Here is a 12,149-nt window from a genome sequence, read left to right on the forward strand (position 1 = left end):
AGTCGTCATGGACACGAACGCGCTCATGATGCCGGTCGAACTCGACGTTCGCGTGTTCGACGAACTCGACCGGCTGCTCGCGGCCGACGCGGACCTCGTGGTCCCCACGGCCGTCCTCGACGAGCTGGAGAAGCTCTCGTCGGGCGGCGGGACCGAAGGCGTCGCGGCGAGCGTGGGCGCGGACCTGGCGACCCGGTGCCGGGCGGTCGAAACCGAGGAATCGTACGCCGACGACGCGGTCGTCGAACTCGCCGAATCGGGCGAGGTCGACTACGTCGTCACGAACGACAAGCCCCTCCGTGACCGGGTGCTCGACTGCGGGATTCCCGTCGTCGGCATCCGGGGGCACGCCACGCTGGCAATCACGGAACCTTAACGAAACTATGTACAAACGGGTACGACTCAAAGATACAGTCGAAGTCCCACCCCGACACCTGGGCGACGTGACGCCCGAGCGGGTCAAGCGACTGTTGCAGGACAAGTTGGAAGGACGGATGGACGAGGACGTGGGGAGCGTCGTGAGCGTCGTGAACGTCAACGACATCGGCGAGGGCACCGTGCTGCCCAACCGCCCCGGCGTCTACTACGAGGCCGATTTCGACGCCATCACCTACGACCCCGACATGCAGGAGGTCGTCGACGGCATCGTGGTCGAAGTCGTCGAGTTCGGTGCCTTCGTCGGCATCGGGCCGGTCGACGGGCTGCTCCACGTCTCGCAGATATCCGACGAATACCTCGCCTACGACGGCGAGAACCAACAGCTCGCGTCGACCGAGTCCAACCAGACGCTCGCCGTCGACGACGAGGTTCGCGCACGCATCGTCACCAAGAGCATCGACGAGCGCAACCCGCGCGACTCGAAGATCGGCCTCACGGCCAAACAGCCGGGGCTCGGCAAGCACGGCTGGCTCGAATCGAAGCGCCAGCAGAGCGAGGCCTCGGCGGAGGGTAACTGATGGCGAAGCCCCGTCTCGCCTGCCGCGAGTGCCACTTCGTCAACGACCCGGACAAACAGACGTGCGAGAACTGCGGGTCGAGCAGTCTCACCGAGGACTGGGCGGGTTACGTCGTCATCACCCACCCCGAAGACAGCGAAATCGCCACCGAGATGAACGTCACCGAACCCGGCGGCTACGCGCTTAAGGTCCGCTGAGCATGCTCACCCTGCCGACGGCGCTTCGGGCGGCGTTCAAAGAGCCGTTCGGCCCGGTGTACACCGAGGCCGACGAGCTCCTCGCAGACGCATCCAGCGAGGACGCTGACGCGCCGCTCGTCGCCGTCGGCGACGTCGTCACCTTCCACCTCCGCCGCGCCGGTCGCCCGCCGGACGTGGCAGTCATCGACGGCAAGACGAAGCGCGAGGCCGTCGGCGAGGAGATTCGCCGGGCGGTCGAGACCGGCCGTCTCGTCGAGGTCGAAAACGAACCGGGAACCGTCTCCGTCGACCTCGTGGCCGCGCTCGTGACTGCGCTCGACGCCGACGAGCCGACGACGCTCCTCGTCGAGGGCGAAGAGGACCTCGCCACGCTCCCGGCGGTGCTCGCCGCGCCCGTCGGCTCGACCGTCGTCTACGGCCAGCCCGACGAGGGAATGGTCCGCGTGACCGTCACCGACGCGGCCAAGACCGAGATGCGGGACCTCCTCGCGCAGTTCGACGGCGACTTCGACGCCGTGGTCGCGCCCATCGACGCCTGAGACGCGGGCGCGCTCGTCCCTTCGAAATCCTTTTACTTGCTTCGGGGGGAATTACTGGTAACTGAACCATGGATATCGAAATCATCTCCGAGGAGGAGAACCCCATGTTGCACCGGACGGACGTTCGATTCGAGATCGTCCACGAGGAAGCGACGCCCTCGCGTCTGTCGGTTCGCGACTCGCTCGCGGCCAAGCTGAACAAGGACTCCGACGAGGTCGTCGTCCACGAGCTCGACACGAAGTTCGGCATGCGCAAGACCGCGGGCTACGCGAAGGTCTACGAGAGCCCCGAGTTCGCGCGCGACGTCGAGCAGGAGCACATGCTCGAGCGCAACAAGATCACCGACGCCGAAGTCGAAGCCGAAGAGGCGTAGTCCCGGCTTCGAACCGCCGTTTCTTCACACTCGATGCGCATTCTCGGAATCGAAGGTACAGCGTGGGCCGCGAGCGCCGCGGTTTTCGAGACCGACGACCCCGACGCGCTCCGCTCCGGAACCGGGCGGACGCCGGACCCCTCGGCCGACCACGTCTTCATCGAATCTGACCCGTACCAGCCCGACAGCGGCGGCATCCACCCGCGAGAGGCCGCAGAGCACATGGGGACCGCCATCCCCGAGGTCGTCGAGACCGCACTGGCGCACGCCGCGGAGCGACACGACGGCGACGGTCCCGTCGTCGACGGCGTCGCCTTCTCCCGCGGCCCCGGGCTCGGCCCGTGTCTCCGCATCGTCGGCACCGCGGCGCGCTCGGTCGCCCAGACGCTCGACGTGCCGCTACTCGGCGTCAACCACATGGTCGCGCACCTCGAAATCGGCCGCTACCAGTCCGGCTTCGACTCGCCGGTCTGTCTGAACGCCTCGGGCGCGAACGCCCACCTCTTGGGCTATCACAACGGCCGCTACCGCGTCCTCGGCGAGACGATGGACACCGGCGTCGGCAACGCCATCGACAAGTTCACCCGCCACGTCGGCTGGACCCACCCCGGCGGCCCGAAAGTCGAGGCGGCCGCGAAGGACGGCGAGTACGTCGAACTGCCGTACGTGGTCAAGGGGATGGACTTCTCGTTTTCCGGCATCATGAGCGCCGCGAAGGACGAGGCGGACGCGGGCACGCCCGTGCCCGACATCTGCGCCGGCCTGCAGGAGACCATCTTCGCCATGCTCACCGAGGTGGCCGAGCGCGCCCTGTCGCTGACGGGGACCGACGAACTCGTCCTCGGCGGCGGCGTGGGCCAGAACGCCCGCCTGCGCGAGATGCTCGCCGAGATGTGCGACCAGCGCGGCGCGAAGTTCCACGCGCCCGAGCCGCGGTTCCTTCGCGACAACGCCGGCATGATAGCCGTGCTCGGCGCGCGGATGCTCGCCGCGGGCGACACGCTCGCGGTCGAGAAATCCACCGTGGACCCGAACTTCCGTCCCGACCAGGTCGACGTGACGTGGCGCGGCGCGGACGAGTCGGTCGCGCGCGCCTACACCGACGACGGCGCGATTCGCGGGGCCGAGGCGACCGTCGACATCGGCTCCGAGGAGGTCGTCAAGCGGCGCGTCCCGAAGACGTACCGCCACCCGGAACTGGACGACAAACTCCGCCGCGAGCGGACGAAAGCCGAGTCGCGGCTGACGAGCGACGCCCGGCGCGCCGGCGTCCGGACGCCCGTCGTCCGCGACGTGGACCCCGTCGACGGCGTTATCACGTTCCAGCGGGTCGGCGACGCGGACCTCGCGGAGCGACTCGACCCCGAGGCCGTCCGCGTCGTCGGCGAGTACCTCGCGCGCCTCCACGAGGCGGGTATCGTCCACGGCGACCCGACGACGCGGAACGTTCGGGTCGGAACCGGACCGGACGGCGAACCGCGCGTGTACCTCATCGACTTCGGCCTCGGCTTCCACACGGGTCACGTCGAGGACCACGCGATGGACCTCCACGTCTTCGCCCAGAGCGTCGAGGGGACCGCCGACGACGCCGAACCCCTCCTCGACGCGCTCGAAGCGGGCTACGAGGCCGTCGGCTCCGAGGAGGTCATCGCCCGGTTGCGAGAGGTCGAATCCCGCGGTCGGTACCGGTAGGTCGCCGCGGCCGAACTCGTCGGAAGGCCAAAACGATTTATCCCGAGCCGGCGTATTCGTCTCACATGGCAGACAAACCGCAGCGCGGAACGCTTTTCGGCATCCCGTACAACTTCGAGCGCCCGAGCGCCGGCCGACTGCTCTCGTCGTACTGGCAGCCCGGTAAGGGCATGCTGGTCGAGAAGCCCTTCGGCATCGGCTACACCCTGAACCTCGCGAGCTGGCGGTCGTGGGTCGTCCTCCTCGTCGCCGGCGGCCTGCTCTGGAACGAGCGCCAGAAGGCGGAGGAGTCCGAAGAAGAGGCCGAGGCCGACGACGGCCCCGTCGAAGTCATCGTCGACTGAGGCGAAGCGACCGACACCGACGACTTTTCCACGTCCGCCCGCGGAGGGGCGGGCATGCTCCGATACGTCACCACGAACGCGGGGAAGGTCCGCGAGGCGCTCTCGTACCTCGACGACGACGTGACCCAACTCGACTTCGACTACACCGAGGTACAGGCGTCCGAACTCGGTCCCATCGCGGCGCACGGCGCGCGCGAGGCCTACCGCTACGCCGACGAGCCGGTGCTCGTGGACGACGCCGGCCTCTTTATCGACGGCTTCGAGGGCTTTCCCGGCCCGTACTCCTCGTACGTCGAGGACACCCTCGGCGTCGAGGCGGTCCACCGACTGGCCGCGGCCGAACTCGACGAGCCCCGTCGGGCCTCGTTCCGCTGCGTCCTCGCGTACTGCGACGGCGAGGCCTTCGAGGCGAGTCCGGACCCGATAGACCGCGACGACCGGACCGTGGCGGCCGCCCGCGGCGCGGAACAAGACGCGGAGGAGACGGAGGCGCTCCCGGTGAAGCTCTTTACGGGGAGCGTCAACGGCCGTATCGTCCCGCCGCGCGGCGAGGGGGGCTTCGGCTACGACCCCATCTTCGAACACGACGGCGCGACGTTCGCGGAGCTGAGCGCCGAGGAGAAGAACGGTATCTCCCACCGCGGGCGGGCGTTAGCGAAGTTCGCGACGTGGTACGCCGAGCGGTAGCGAGGCGAATCTCGTCTGGCGAACCGAGCGAACGGGAGCCGTCGCCGACCACCCCACCGACCGCTACGTTTACTTCGCCGGCGCAACCCCGAACCGCATGGACCCGAGCGACTTCTTCGAGGGCGGGACCGTCACCGTCTCGGCGGCGACCTACGCGGTCGTCAAGGCCGAGCGGGGCGACCCGGACGCCTTCGCGACGATTCGAGACGAGAACGAGACGACGGTCGTCGTCGAAGAGGGGCGCGTCGACGAGGCGACCGCCGTCGAAGTCGAGCGGGGCTGGAAGCGGCTCACCTTCGAGATGGTCCTGCCGTTCGAACTCGTCGGCTTTCTGGCGCAGGTGGCGGGCGCGCTCGCCGAGGAGGACATCTCGATATTCGCGCTGTCGGCGTACTCGACCGACCACGTGCTCGTCCGGGAGGATAACGCGGCGGCGGCCGCGACGAAACTCGAATCGCTCGGCTGTACCGTCGAGCACGCCGGGAGCTCTGGAGACGAGAACTAACGTCAAAACTGGTTCGCGAGCAAACAGGTTGATACGTCCGGGGGTGGCACACTAGTCGTGATGTTCCCCGACTGCGACGAACCCCTCCCACTCGTCACCGACCCCTCCAACGGTATCGACTGCATGCGCTCCGTCCGATTGACAGCCGGCCCTGGCCCCGCCACTCCCCACAATCGTGGGGGTTCACACTCAGGGTCGGCGAGCGCCTACGGAGACGCATGAACCGAGCGAACGTCGTCGCCGCCGGCGCGGCGAGCGGCTACGGCATCGCCGTCTTCGCCGCCATCGCGGTGTTCTTCGGCGACGCCTCCCGGAGCCTCGGCGTCGCCCTCGCCTTCGGTCTCGTGACCGTTCTCGCCATCTTCGCGGTGACTCGCGTCCTCAACGACTGAGCCGGCGGTTGGGCCGGCAGTCGGGCGGGCTGCCGGCGTCTACGCCCGCGGGTCGCGGTCCGGGCCGGGGTACGACCCGCCTTCGACCTCGACGTAGAGGCTCTCTGGCGCGAACAGCGTCGCGAACGCCTTCGGGTGTCGGACGCTGACGGGGAAGCGACCGCCGAGCGCCGCGCCCGCCTGCGCCGAACTGAGGCGGTCGTCGAACGTGAGGAGGTGCATCGCGCCGCCGCGGTAGGCCGACGCCAGCGCGGGGTTGTCGCCGTCCGGGTGGGAGACGAGCTCGGCCCACGACTCGACCTTCTCGCGCCAGTCGGCCGCGAGGTCGGCGTCCGCGAGCGACGAGATGACCGCCTCGGCGTCGTCGAGGAGCGGGTCGCTGGCGACGAGCGCCGTCCACGAGTGCCGCCGGAGGTGGTCGAGCGCCGCTCTGGCGGGGCCGTCGGCGAGGAGATCCGCCGCGAGCACGTCGGCGTCGGCGACGACCCGCGCGGGCGAGGGCTCCGACTCAGGCATCGTCACCTCGGCGGGCGCGGAGCGCCTCGGTGATGTCGGCCTCGGTCGTCTCGTAGGCGGCGGCGCGAGCGAAAAGCGACTCCCAACTCATGTCCGTCACCACGGGACGGCTCGAAAAGAATCCGACGCAACCGGTTTCGTACTCGAATCGTTACGATTCTCTGGTATTGAAATTGTTTGTGATTACGTTGCGTGGGAAACAGTTAATCCGCGTTCGGCGAACCACAATGCATGGCGATAGAGCGACGGCGTTTCTTACAGGCTGCTGGTGTCGGCGCGGTTCTCGGACTGAGCGGATGCACGGGAGACGCGAATCCCCCGCAGGCGAACAACGGGACCACAGAGGAGTCTCAGGGGAGCCAAAGCGGGAGCGGCGCGACCCAGGAACTGACGCTGGCGACGACGACGAGCACCTACGACACGGGCCTGCTCGACGCGCTGAACCCGGTGTTCGAAGAGAAGTTCAACGCCCGCGTGAAGACCATCTCGCAGGGGACCGGCGCGGCCATCGAGACGGCGCGGAACGGCGACGCGGACGTGATTCTCGTCCACGCCCGCGGCGCGGAAGACGAGTTCCTGCGAGAGGGCTACGGCGTCAACCGCCGCGACGTGATGTTCAACGACTTCGTCGTCGTCGGCCCGGCCGACGACCCCGCCGGCATCTCGGGGATGTCGAGCGCGGCCGACGCCTTCGCGACCATCGCGGACGCCGAGGCGACGTTCGTCTCCCGCGGCGACGACTCGGGGACGAACAAGAAGGAACTCCTCATCTGGGAGGCCGCCGGCGTCGAACCGTCGGGGACGTGGTACCGCGAAATCGGCAAGGGCATGGGCGACACGCTCGTCCAGGCCGACCAGTCGGGCGCGTACACGCTCGCCGACCGCGGGACGTTCCTCGCGACGCAGGACAACATCGACCTCGAAATCCATGTGCAGGGCCCGCTCAAGGGCGGCCCGACCATCCTGAAGAACCCCTACGGCGTCATCCCGGTCAACCCCGCGAAGTACCCCGACGTGAACTACTCGCTGGCGATGGCCTACGCCGGCTTCCTCACGAGCCCCGAGGGACAGGAGATGATCAGCAACTACACGGCGAACGGGTCGCAGCTCTTCTTCCCCAACGCGCTCTCTGAGGACCCGCAGTTCGGCCAGTACGTCCCCGAGAACTACGACGGCGGGGAGAACGCCTCGTCGTCGGCGTCGGTCTCCGACGCCCAGTTCGAGTCGTGGGTGGCACAGCACGTCCCCGAGGACTTTTAGTCCGACCGGACCCCACCACCGCCCGTGTTCGCCCTCGGCGACCTGAACCTCACCTACCTCGTCAGCATCACGGCCGTCTCGCTGTACGTGAGCACCGCGGCGGTCGCGCTGAGCGCCGCGCTCGGCCTCCCAATCTCGCTGGCGGTCGGGTTCCGCGACTTCTACGGGAAGTCGGTCGTCACCTCCGTCATCTCGACGGGGATGGGCTTTCCGAGCGTCGTCGTCGGCCTCGTCGTCCTCTTGGCGCTGTCCCGCTCGGGACCGCTCGGGACGTTCGACCTGCTGTTTACCCCCGAGGCGATGATTCTCTCGCAGACCATCCTCGCGCTCCCCGTCCTCGTGAGCGTCTCGCTGTCGGCGGTCCAGTCGGTTCCACAGGACCTCAGAGACGCCGCCTTCGCCGCCGGCGGCACCTCGACCGACGTCGCCCTGTTGGTCGTCCGCGAGGCGCGCTACGGCATCGTCACGGCGCTTCTGGCCGCCTACGGCCGCGCCATCAGCGAGGTCGGCTCCGTGCTCATCGTCGGCGGCAACATCGTCTTCTCGGACAGCACGTCGTTCACCCGGACGCTCACGACGGCCATCACCGTCGAAGCGCGGAAGGGGAACATCGAGACGGGCATCGCGCTCGGAGCCATCCTGCTCGCGCTCGTCCTCGGCGTGAACGCCCTCGGCGCGCGCTTCCGCGACCGGACCCCCGGACGGAACGGGAGGGGACGATGACGACCGAGAGACCCGGAACCGGCGGGCCCGGTGTCGGCGAGTCCGACGGGTCCACCGCACCCGACCCGGCGTCGAACGGGGCGGGGCGCGGCGGGACCCGACTCGCGGCTCACGACCTCGGCCACGGCTTCGGCAACGGCGCGGTGCTGGAAGACATCTCGCTGGCCGTCGAACCGGGGGAGATTCTCGCCGTCGTCGGTCCCTCGGGGACGGGCAAGACGACGCTCTTCCGACTGCTCGCCATGTTCGAGCGGCCGGACGAGGGGACGGTCGAAGTCGGCGACGACGACGTGTGGACCCTCTCCGAAGCGCGCCGACTGGCGGTCAGACGGCGAGTCGGGATGGCGTTCCAGACACGGAGTCTCTTCTCGACGACGGTCGAAGAGAACGTCTCCTACGGGCTTCGAGTCCGCCGGTCGTGGGGCGCTCGCGTCCGCGACGCGGTCGAGGGGCTGTTCGGCCGCGACGAGCCGTCGGAGACGGTCGAAAAGGCGCTTCGGACCGTCGGGATGTTCGACAAGGTCGACCGCGACGCCGGGTCGCTGTCGGCGGGCGAGGCCCAGCGCGTCGCCATCGCGCGGGCGCTCGCACCCGACCCGGACGTGTTACTGCTGGACGAACCGACCTCGAACCTCGACCCGCGGAACACCGCCGCCATCGAGTCGGCGATGCGGGCGGCGCGGGACCGCGGCATCGCCGTCGCGCTCGCGACTCACGACATGCAGCAGGCCCGGCGGGTGTCAGACCGGACGGCCGTCATCCTCGGCGGGACGTGCATCGAATCGGGACCGACCGACGAGGTGTTCGAGTCGCCGGACGACGACCGGGTCCGCCAGTTCGTCGAGGGGAAACTCGTCTACTGAGCGCGGGAGGCGAACGGCAATCCCGGCAGTGGTATAACAGCAGATATTGCACGTAGATAGCGTGTGACCCCTGTCTGACGCAGATTTAAGGTTCCCCGTACGTACCCGAGTATGGGGCGCGCACTCGGCCTCAGTTCCCATCCTCCCACCGGCGCGCCCGGCACGAAACCACCACCACCATCGTCGTTCTGGTTCCCCCGGTACGACATGCGGCGCCGCCACCACGGCGCTGTTTTCCGAGACGGACTACACCGCAGAGAGACCTCTCGACCCGCCGAACGTCGTCGCGGCGTCAGCCGAGTAGTTTCGACCGAACCCGTTCCAGCGCGTTTCGCTCCGTGAGGAGCGCGAGCTGGTCGCCGGGTTCGACGACGGTCCCCGGAAGCGGAATCGTCATCGGCTCGCGCTCCCGGCCGTGGGCGTAGACGCGCCCGTCCGCGCCGAGGTCGATGTTGGCGACGTGGTCGCCGACGACGGGTGCGCCGTCGGGGACGGTTACCGTCGTCAGTCGGAGCTGGTCGGTGAGGTCGCCGATGGCGTTGAAGTCGCCGCCGAGGAGCGCCGTCTTCGCGCCGGCCGCGCCGAGGCGTTCGGGGTAGATAATCTCGTCCACGTCGTCGGCGTAGCGCTCGTAAATCTCCTGGCGGTAGTCCTCGCTGATTCGCATGACCGTCCGGCAGTCGTACTCCTTTCCGAGCATGCAGGCCGCGAAGTTGATGTTCGGGTCGCCGGTCAGCCCGCCGACGGCGTCTGCGCCCTCGACGCCCGCTTCCCGCAGGACGCTCTCGGTCCCGCCGTCGCCGAGAACCGCCTCGAAGCCCTCGTCGCGGGCGCGGTCGACCTTCTTGTCGTTGTTGTCGACGACCGTCACGTCGTGGCCCTCCTCCCGGAGCACGCGGGCGGTCCGTGAACCCACGCGGCCGTAGCCAACGATAACGAATTTCATGGTAGTAGTATGCACACCGGATGGCTAAAAGATGGCCCCCGTCAGGGTCGAGTCCGTTCGAGTCGCTCCGTGACCGAATCGATGGTGTCCGCGAGTGACGGCGTCCCGAAGAGGGCGACGAGCACCGCGCCGACCGTGTCGAAGACGAGGTCGACGATAGTGTCGCCGAGACCGTACTGAACGAGGACGGCCTCCGAGCCGACGGCGTCGGCGGCGAGTCGCGCACCGAACTCGAGTACCTCCCAGAACACGCCGGCCGCGAGCGTGAAAAGCAGGATGTAGACGAACATGAAGCGGTCGGGGAGGTAGACGGTCTCGGTGTACTCGTCGACGGCCCGCGCGGTGACGTAACCGACCGCCGCGACCACGGTCGCCGAGAGCGTGTGGGTGACGTGGTCCCACCAGTCGATGTAGTGGTACGGGCCGAGCATGCCGATGGCGTGGAGCAACACCGCCAGCGCCAGCCAGAGGCCGAGAAGCGGGTGGAGCCGAATCTGCCAGTCGCGGCGGAGCACCGCGGGGAGGAACGTCGCCGCCAGCGCGAGCACGGCGTTGACGGCGACGCTCAGGTTCCGCGTGTAGAGACCGACGAGGAAGATACACACGATGATGGCCTGAATCGCCCGCCCCGCGAGTCGCTCGATTCGACTGGGGACCATTGCGGTGTGCTATGACCTGAGCAGCCTAAATTCGACCGTGAGACTAGCTAGCACGACCACCGACATCGTTTTTCCTCCAGATTGCATACGCCCCATCGATGATGGCCACCACTCACGCCCTCGCGGGTGTCGTCCTCGGCACCGCCGTGTGGGCGCTGGTCCCCGAGGCCGGGATGCTCCCGGTGCTCGCGGCCGCACTCGGCGGCCTGTTCCCCGACTTCGACCTCTACGCGGGCCACCGGAAGACCCTCCACTTCCCCGTGTACTTCAGCGCGCTCGCCGTGCCCGCGGTAGCGGTCGCCGCGCTGAACCCGACGACCACGACGCTCGCCGTCGCGCTGTTCCTCGCGGCGGCCGCGCTCCACTCCGCGTCCGACGTGCTCGGCGGCGGCCTCGAACTCAAGCCGTGGCTCGGCACCTCCGAGCGCGCCGTCTACGACCACTGGAACGGCCGGTGGCTCGCCCCGAAGCGCCTGATTCGCTACGACGGCGCGCCCGAGGACCTCGCGCTGACGCTCGCCTTCGCCGTCCCGCCGGTCCTCGCCTTCGACGGCCTCGCGGAGACGCTCGTCATCGCCGCGGTCGCCGTCTCCGGCGTCTACGTCCTGCTCCGGAAACCGATGGTCGCCATCGCGGAGACCGCCGTCGCGGCGATACCCGACCACGTCGTCGACTACGTGCCGGAGCGGTTCGTCCGCGACCTCCGGTAAGCGGCTCCCGTTTTCGAGGCGTCTCGACCGCCGATTCTCCGGGTTTCAGCGCCGCTTCCGTTTCGAGCCGACAGCCGTTTCGAACCGACAGCCCGCGAGGGGGCCGACCGGGACAAGACACTTATCTGACGGCCGCGCGGTCGAACTCACCCGAGTTCCAGAATGACAGACCAACGACGCGCCGTCAGAGACGCGTACGACCGCCTCGCCGACGACTACCTCGACCAGCGGAGCGACGACGCGCCCGCGGTGCTCGACGAGTTCGCCGACGCCCTCGACCCGGACGCGCGGGTGCTCGACGCCGGCTGCGGGCAGGGAACGCCCGTGACGGACGCTCTCGCGGCCGACTTCGACGTGGTCGGCGTCGACTTCTCCCGCGAGCAACTGCGCCGCGCCCGCCGAGACGTGCCGGCGGCGCGGTTCGCACAGGGAGACATGACCGCGCTTCCGGTCCGGTCGGACTCCTTCGACGCCGTCTGCGCGTTCTATTCCGTCATCCACGTCCCAATCGCGGAACACGAGCGGGTGTTCGCGGAGTTCGCCCGCGTCCTCCGGCCCGGCGGCACCCTGCTTTCGACCGTCGGCGGCGAGGCGTGGACCGGGTCGAACCCCGACTGGCTCGACAGCGGCGTCGAGATGCGCTGGAGCTTCCCCGACATCGACGAGACCTACGAGACGCTCGATTCGACCGGGTTCGCGGTCGAATCCGAGTTCGTCGTGGACGACGAGCTGGGGAGCCAGTACCCGTTCGTGTTAGCGCGATACGAGAGCTGAGATGGCTAT

At 68.6% G+C, this 12,149-nt stretch carries 18 protein-coding genes; 15 read left to right on the top strand and 3 right to left on the bottom strand.

Translation table 11 applies throughout. The features are described from left to right. The first annotated feature begins 7 nt into the window (after nucleotides 1-7). The 10 genes from DEQ92_RS15330 (at nucleotide 8) to DEQ92_RS23930 (ending at nucleotide 5,689) form a co-directional block, all read left to right on the top strand. Nucleotides 8-376 (top strand): hypothetical protein, encoded by a 369-nt coding sequence (locus tag DEQ92_RS15330; protein ID WP_004062994.1) that lies wholly within the window; start codon nucleotides 8-10, stop codon nucleotides 374-376. A 7-nt stretch (nucleotides 377-383) separates the two neighbouring features. Then, nucleotides 384-956, top strand: coding sequence for a DNA-directed RNA polymerase (locus DEQ92_RS15335; RefSeq protein WP_004041780.1), 573 nt, complete (start codon nucleotides 384-386; stop codon nucleotides 954-956). Then, nucleotides 956-1,153, top strand: a complete 198-nt coding sequence (gene spt4 / locus DEQ92_RS15340; protein WP_004041779.1) for a transcription elongation factor subunit Spt4 — start codon at nucleotides 956-958, stop codon at nucleotides 1,151-1,153. The genes DEQ92_RS15335 and spt4 overlap by 1 nt, the downstream gene beginning before the upstream one ends. A 2-nt stretch (nucleotides 1,154-1,155) precedes the next feature. Then, the gene (locus DEQ92_RS15345; RefSeq protein ID WP_004976368.1) at nucleotides 1,156-1,695 is read left to right on the top strand and encodes a GTP-dependent dephospho-CoA kinase family protein; all 540 of its coding nucleotides are present in this window, start codon (nucleotides 1,156-1,158) and stop codon (nucleotides 1,693-1,695) included. A 68-nt stretch (nucleotides 1,696-1,763) separates the two neighbouring features. Next, the gene (locus DEQ92_RS15350; protein WP_004976369.1) at nucleotides 1,764-2,069 is read left to right on the top strand and encodes a 30S ribosomal protein S24e; all 306 of its coding nucleotides are present in this window, start codon (nucleotides 1,764-1,766) and stop codon (nucleotides 2,067-2,069) included. Nucleotides 2,070-2,102: 33 nt separating this feature from the next. Further along, on the top strand, nucleotides 2,103-3,761 hold the full coding sequence (locus DEQ92_RS15355) for a bifunctional N(6)-L-threonylcarbamoyladenine synthase/serine/threonine protein kinase (RefSeq protein WP_115821102.1): 1,659 nt from the start codon (nucleotides 2,103-2,105) through the stop codon (nucleotides 3,759-3,761). Between the two features lie 65 nt (nucleotides 3,762-3,826). Beyond that, nucleotides 3,827-4,105, top strand: a complete 279-nt coding sequence (locus tag DEQ92_RS15360) for a DUF5808 domain-containing protein (protein WP_004976371.1) — start codon at nucleotides 3,827-3,829, stop codon at nucleotides 4,103-4,105. Between the two features lie 54 nt (nucleotides 4,106-4,159). Further along, complete coding sequence (locus DEQ92_RS15365) at nucleotides 4,160-4,792, top strand: non-canonical purine NTP pyrophosphatase (RefSeq protein ID WP_004976372.1); 633 nt, start codon at nucleotides 4,160-4,162, stop codon at nucleotides 4,790-4,792. Nucleotides 4,793-4,889: 97 nt separating this feature from the next. After that, nucleotides 4,890-5,297, top strand: coding sequence for an ACT domain-containing protein (locus DEQ92_RS15370; RefSeq protein ID WP_115805479.1), 408 nt, complete (start codon nucleotides 4,890-4,892; stop codon nucleotides 5,295-5,297). 218 nt (nucleotides 5,298-5,515) lie between these two features. Further along, nucleotides 5,516-5,689 (top strand): hypothetical protein, encoded by a 174-nt coding sequence (locus tag DEQ92_RS23930; RefSeq protein ID WP_004976375.1) that lies wholly within the window; start codon nucleotides 5,516-5,518, stop codon nucleotides 5,687-5,689. Between the two features lie 39 nt (nucleotides 5,690-5,728). Here the strand turns inward: DEQ92_RS23930 and DEQ92_RS15375 are convergent, their stop codons facing one another. After that, on the bottom strand, nucleotides 5,729-6,205 hold the full coding sequence (locus DEQ92_RS15375; protein ID WP_115805354.1) for a PIN domain-containing protein: 477 nt from the start codon (nucleotides 6,203-6,205) through the stop codon (nucleotides 5,729-5,731). Nucleotides 6,206-6,436: 231 nt separating this feature from the next. Between DEQ92_RS15375 and DEQ92_RS15380 the strand changes: the two genes are divergently transcribed. Genes DEQ92_RS15380 through DEQ92_RS15390 form a run of 3 tightly spaced genes read left to right on the top strand, consistent with a single transcriptional unit; the run spans nucleotide 6,437 to nucleotide 9,051 of the window. Continuing rightward, the gene (locus tag DEQ92_RS15380) at nucleotides 6,437-7,465 is read left to right on the top strand and encodes a substrate-binding domain-containing protein (protein ID WP_115805355.1); all 1,029 of its coding nucleotides are present in this window, start codon (nucleotides 6,437-6,439) and stop codon (nucleotides 7,463-7,465) included. 24 nt (nucleotides 7,466-7,489) lie between these two features. Continuing rightward, on the top strand, nucleotides 7,490-8,188 hold the full coding sequence (locus DEQ92_RS15385) for an ABC transporter permease (RefSeq protein WP_004976378.1): 699 nt from the start codon (nucleotides 7,490-7,492) through the stop codon (nucleotides 8,186-8,188). Continuing rightward, nucleotides 8,185-9,051 (top strand): phosphate ABC transporter ATP-binding protein, encoded by an 867-nt coding sequence (locus DEQ92_RS15390; protein WP_115805356.1) that lies wholly within the window; start codon nucleotides 8,185-8,187, stop codon nucleotides 9,049-9,051. The genes DEQ92_RS15385 and DEQ92_RS15390 overlap by 4 nt, the downstream gene beginning before the upstream one ends. 292 nt (nucleotides 9,052-9,343) lie before the next feature. Here DEQ92_RS15390 and DEQ92_RS15395 read toward each other — a convergent pair whose 3' ends face one another. Beyond that, complete coding sequence (locus DEQ92_RS15395) at nucleotides 9,344-9,997, bottom strand: TrkA family potassium uptake protein (protein ID WP_004976381.1); 654 nt, start codon at nucleotides 9,995-9,997, stop codon at nucleotides 9,344-9,346. Between the two features lie 41 nt (nucleotides 9,998-10,038). Continuing rightward, the gene (locus DEQ92_RS15400) at nucleotides 10,039-10,656 is read right to left on the bottom strand and encodes a hypothetical protein (protein ID WP_004976383.1); all 618 of its coding nucleotides are present in this window, start codon (nucleotides 10,654-10,656) and stop codon (nucleotides 10,039-10,041) included. Nucleotides 10,657-10,754: 98 nt separating this feature from the next. Between DEQ92_RS15400 and DEQ92_RS15405 the strand changes: the two genes are divergently transcribed. Next, complete coding sequence (locus tag DEQ92_RS15405) at nucleotides 10,755-11,366, top strand: metal-dependent hydrolase (RefSeq protein WP_172795736.1); 612 nt, start codon at nucleotides 10,755-10,757, stop codon at nucleotides 11,364-11,366. A gap of 162 nt (nucleotides 11,367-11,528) precedes the next feature. Then, on the top strand, nucleotides 11,529-12,140 hold the full coding sequence (locus DEQ92_RS15410; protein WP_004976385.1) for a class I SAM-dependent methyltransferase: 612 nt from the start codon (nucleotides 11,529-11,531) through the stop codon (nucleotides 12,138-12,140). The last annotated feature ends 9 nt before the right edge of the window (nucleotides 12,141-12,149 follow it).

The sequence above is a fragment of the Haloferax sp. Atlit-6N genome, assembly GCF_003383195.1.
Classification (GTDB): Archaea; Halobacteriota; Halobacteria; order Halobacteriales; family Haloferacaceae; genus Haloferax; species Haloferax gibbonsii.

What these genes read in the sequence shown, in the direction of transcription:
- DEQ92_RS15330 (WP_004062994.1), top strand. Translation starts at nt 8, where the DNA reads ATGGACACGAACGCGCTCATGATGCCGGTCGAACTCGACGTTCGCGTG.
- DEQ92_RS15335 (WP_004041780.1), top strand. Translation starts at nt 384, where the DNA reads ATGTACAAACGGGTACGACTCAAAGATACAGTCGAAGTCCCACCCCGA.
- spt4 (WP_004041779.1), top strand. Translation starts at nt 956, where the DNA reads ATGGCGAAGCCCCGTCTCGCCTGCCGCGAGTGCCACTTCGTCAACGAC.
- DEQ92_RS15345 (WP_004976368.1), top strand. Translation starts at nt 1,156, where the DNA reads ATGCTCACCCTGCCGACGGCGCTTCGGGCGGCGTTCAAAGAGCCGTTC.
- DEQ92_RS15350 (WP_004976369.1), top strand. Translation starts at nt 1,764, where the DNA reads ATGGATATCGAAATCATCTCCGAGGAGGAGAACCCCATGTTGCACCGG.
- DEQ92_RS15355 (WP_115821102.1), top strand. Translation starts at nt 2,103, where the DNA reads ATGCGCATTCTCGGAATCGAAGGTACAGCGTGGGCCGCGAGCGCCGCG.
- DEQ92_RS15360 (WP_004976371.1), top strand. Translation starts at nt 3,827, where the DNA reads ATGGCAGACAAACCGCAGCGCGGAACGCTTTTCGGCATCCCGTACAAC.
- DEQ92_RS15365 (WP_004976372.1), top strand. Translation starts at nt 4,160, where the DNA reads ATGCTCCGATACGTCACCACGAACGCGGGGAAGGTCCGCGAGGCGCTC.
- DEQ92_RS15370 (WP_115805479.1), top strand. Translation starts at nt 4,890, where the DNA reads ATGGACCCGAGCGACTTCTTCGAGGGCGGGACCGTCACCGTCTCGGCG.
- DEQ92_RS23930 (WP_004976375.1), top strand. Translation starts at nt 5,516, where the DNA reads ATGAACCGAGCGAACGTCGTCGCCGCCGGCGCGGCGAGCGGCTACGGC.
- DEQ92_RS15375 (WP_115805354.1), bottom strand. Translation starts at nt 6,205, where the DNA reads ATGCCTGAGTCGGAGCCCTCGCCCGCGCGGGTCGTCGCCGACGCCGAC.
- DEQ92_RS15380 (WP_115805355.1), top strand. Translation starts at nt 6,437, where the DNA reads ATGGCGATAGAGCGACGGCGTTTCTTACAGGCTGCTGGTGTCGGCGCG.
- DEQ92_RS15390 (WP_115805356.1), top strand. Translation starts at nt 8,185, where the DNA reads ATGACGACCGAGAGACCCGGAACCGGCGGGCCCGGTGTCGGCGAGTCC.
- DEQ92_RS15395 (WP_004976381.1), bottom strand. Translation starts at nt 9,997, where the DNA reads ATGAAATTCGTTATCGTTGGCTACGGCCGCGTGGGTTCACGGACCGCC.
- DEQ92_RS15400 (WP_004976383.1), bottom strand. Translation starts at nt 10,656, where the DNA reads ATGGTCCCCAGTCGAATCGAGCGACTCGCGGGGCGGGCGATTCAGGCC.
- DEQ92_RS15405 (WP_172795736.1), top strand. Translation starts at nt 10,755, where the DNA reads ATGATGGCCACCACTCACGCCCTCGCGGGTGTCGTCCTCGGCACCGCC.
- DEQ92_RS15410 (WP_004976385.1), top strand. Translation starts at nt 11,529, where the DNA reads ATGACAGACCAACGACGCGCCGTCAGAGACGCGTACGACCGCCTCGCC.